At 56.2% G+C, this 3,336-nt stretch carries 3 protein-coding genes; all 3 read left to right on the top strand.

Going from position 1 to position 3,336, the window contains the following annotated elements; all coding sequences use genetic code 11:
* The first annotated feature begins 450 nt into the window (after positions 1-450).
* From ACF8AM_RS15050 to ACF8AM_RS15040, 3 genes are read left to right on the top strand one after another with little or no spacing between them, the layout of a single operon-like run.
* Positions 451-1,506: a DUF1559 domain-containing protein gene (locus ACF8AM_RS15050; protein ID WP_392556423.1), complete on the top strand. Its 1,056-nt coding sequence runs from the start codon at positions 451-453 to the stop codon at positions 1,504-1,506.
* On the top strand, positions 1,497-1,916 hold the full coding sequence (locus ACF8AM_RS15045; protein ID WP_392556422.1) for a hypothetical protein: 420 nt from the start codon (positions 1,497-1,499) through the stop codon (positions 1,914-1,916). Before ACF8AM_RS15050 ends, ACF8AM_RS15045 begins: the two co-directional genes overlap by 10 nt.
* An 18-nt stretch (positions 1,917-1,934) precedes the next feature.
* Positions 1,935-3,275, top strand: coding sequence for a hypothetical protein (locus tag ACF8AM_RS15040; protein WP_392556421.1), 1,341 nt, complete (start codon positions 1,935-1,937; stop codon positions 3,273-3,275).
* Positions 3,276-3,336: the final 61 nt, after the last annotated feature.

Raw genomic sequence — 3,336 nt, 5'->3', positions numbered from 1 at the left:
CGACAGGATTGGTTGATCAGACAAAGGTAACGATCAACAGTGAATGGATCGCGTTCGCGGATTGGACAACTCGCGATTCAGCGGATGTCGAAGGGTCCATCTCTTGGCCACCTCTTCGTGGCCCACCTGCGATCAAGGCCTGAGTCACCGTCTTTTCGTTCTTGTTGACTTCGCCTGTGTTTACATGGGCGTTGCGAGTCGGTCGTTTCTTGCCACCACCTTGCTGGCAACGATTCACCGATAGGCATGCAAAGGTTTGCCACGTCATCCGTTGACGGATGGCTGAGCAAGAACTGACGGTGCACTCAGTTCACGATTCGACGCCATCCATTGCCTCGCGCGTGCGTTCACGTACGAGCGGCGCCCGGTCCGACCAAACCTGTGTCGATCGACGTGCGCGCCGCGCGGGGCATCTGCCATCTTTTTGCGCTCTCACCCAACCCAAATTTCATGAAATCCATTCCACCTCCATCACGTCCCGGCCGATCTCACGAAGCGTTCACTTTGGTTGAACTCCTGGTGGTCATTGCGATCATCGGCATCTTGGTCGGGTTGCTATTGCCAGCCGTCCAGGCTGCTCGCGAGGCAGCTCGCCGTATGTCGTGCAGCAACAACTTGAAACAAATCGCGTTGTCGACTCATAACTACGAAAGCTCGTTCAAATGCATCCCGGGCATGACGGGATCCAGCAGTTTCTCCGCACAAGCACGTGTGCTGCCCTACATCGAACAAGCCGGCCTGAGCGAATTGATTGACTTTGAACAGCCGTTGTTGACCGGCCTGCCTTGGGCATCCAGTTTCAATCCCAATCTTCGCGAAGCCATTGAAACAGTGGTCCCCACGTTCCTTTGCCCGAGCGACGTCGGCGACCCGAAATTCAGCACCACCTTTGCCGATGGAAGCAGCGGCTTTTCCGGTGGCCTGAGCTACATGTTCAGCTACGGCAGCGGAACGGAGACGCATTACGACGACCGCTACAAAACCGACGGAATGGTGTGGACAAACTCCTGGGCCAAATTCCGGGATTGTCTCGATGGCACCAGCCAAACCGTTTTGCTCGCTGAAACCGTCATGGGCGATCAAACCAGCGGACTGACCGAACCGACCCCCGCAGGGCCTCATCGCCGGATCGCGAATTGGAGCGGTACGAGCTCCAACACCGCCCCGAACCCAGGTTTTCTCGACGGTGGAACGTTGATCTCGAATCCCGATTTGGAAACGGTTTTCCCTGCGAAAATCAGTTCCTACACCGGAAATCGTGGTGCCAGCTGGATCCGAGGGGTGCCCTACTCCACGGTGATCAACGGCTACATGACGCCGAACTCAGCGATCCCCGACATCGGCATGCACGGCCGGGGCTTCTATTCTTCGCGGTCTTATCACACCGGCGGATCGATGCACGCGATGTTGGATGGCAGTGTTCACTTCATGACCGATTCGATTGACCGAACGCTGTACCACGCATTGTTTTCACGCGACGGCAAAGAGGTTGTTCAGTGGCCGTGATCGCGCGTTATTCGGTAATGCTACTGACCGGTGCCCTTCTCACCTTTGCTGGTTGCGAAGCAACGCCGTCCGGGCAGGCAACGGAATCCGAAACATTCGTGACGGTTGTCTACGACGGCACACCGCTCGCCAATGTCCAGGTGCTGCTGAAGCCATCCGCCGATGGTGTCACGCTCGATCGTTCTATCACGAACGAACGCGGCGTGGCCTACTTTCATGAATTGCCATCTCCTGAACCGGAGAGCTATGTCATCGAGATGGAATCGATCAGCGATGGCGGCTGGATGCTGAAAGCATCCGTGATGGACAAGTTCTGCGATTCGTTCCGCCTGGAACCGTTCTCCGCATCTCCACAACAGACGATTGAACTGCCACGCCGCGCCGTTCAATCTCTCTCATCCATTCGTTGAAATAAAAAACAAACCAAAATGAATACTCGAACACTCCTGTTACCCTTGGTTGCCCTTGCACTCCTGGGCAATTCTGACCTCCACGCACAAGGCCGCACGATCGCCCGACTTTTTTGGCAAGACCATTCCACTGCCAGCTTGAAGTGGGGCGACCTTCAAAAATCGAAGGAGGGATACTCGCTGAAAGAACATGCCGTCGATGGTTTTCCCGAACTGGATGTAGACGACCAAACGTTGGTTCAGATGCAGATTGATGACGGTTTGCTCGTCGTTGGTGTGCGCGACGAAGCAAATGGCGACATCGGCAGCGGTTGGGTTGCGATTGAATCAGGAGCTACCCAGGAAGCACACGGCGACCACTTCCACTGGCGTTTTCAAGCGTCGCCCTCGGTGCACTCAAAACTGATTGACGATAGCCAAGGCAACCCCGCTCACCTGTACCGCTACGGAAAATCGTTTGTGATGGCGAACGACCAACGCAATGGATTCACGGTGATGAACGCGAAAAGTGTTCGAAAAGCCATGAAACCAAGCGAAGCTGGGCAGTTCTATGAAGGCGGAGGAGGACACATCACCCTTGCCGTTGCCAATGGAAAGGTGGGGTACAGCACTTGGATTCACGGCGAGGGCGAGAACGCCGGCCGGGTCGACGTGGTCGGTTTGGCGGAAAACACGGGCAAGGGCTATCGCATCGATTGCCCCACCGGCGTTTTGCACGGAGCGACGTACTGCGGTGGGAAAGTCTTCTTCGCTCCTGCCGAAGGCATCTGCTGGGTCAAAGCCGACTTGGAAGTTGACGACGCCGCTGATTCCGTGCAAGTGAACCAACTTGAGATCGGCACGGACCCCGAGGGCAACCCACTTCGCACGGGAGCGTTCGCGACTCTTGGCGACCAAGTGGTTTTCACAAGCGGCAAGGCTGACCAATCACGACTCTGCTTCGTCGATGCATCCTGCGATCAACCCACGGTTCAAACGATGAAGATGGAACTCGCCAGCGACCAATCGCTGCGAACACCGATCGTCGGCAAAGGTTCCGGCGGACGTCCGATCGCTCTTTGCTTTGCGGAATCAAAAGAAGCCCCCGACACTGACCAACTCTACGTGGTGGAATTGGATCCTGATGGCAACGGAGATTTCTCGGACGCCAAAGCAGGGGAGCCGATTGCGGTGGGACCAAGCCAGATCGAAGGCCACTTTGGCCATCATGACGCGGTCTTCCTTCCTCGAGGCCGGCAAGTCGCGATCACCAATCCGGGTGACGCAAGCCTCTGGGTGATCTCGTTGACCGATCAATCCGTGAAAGCCAAATTCGATTGCGAAGGCATGCCAACGAGCTTGGCATCGATCTCTGACTGAGGCAAATGCCAATGACGAAGCGACGCCGGACCTGGGGGCAATTCTTTTGAAGTTGCGCTTT

Origin of the sequence: Rhodopirellula sp. JB055 (assembly GCF_043100905.1) — a bacterium.
GTDB lineage: Bacteria > Planctomycetota > Planctomycetia > Pirellulales > Pirellulaceae > Rhodopirellula.
This window is presented reverse-complemented; position numbering and strand designations above follow the sequence as displayed.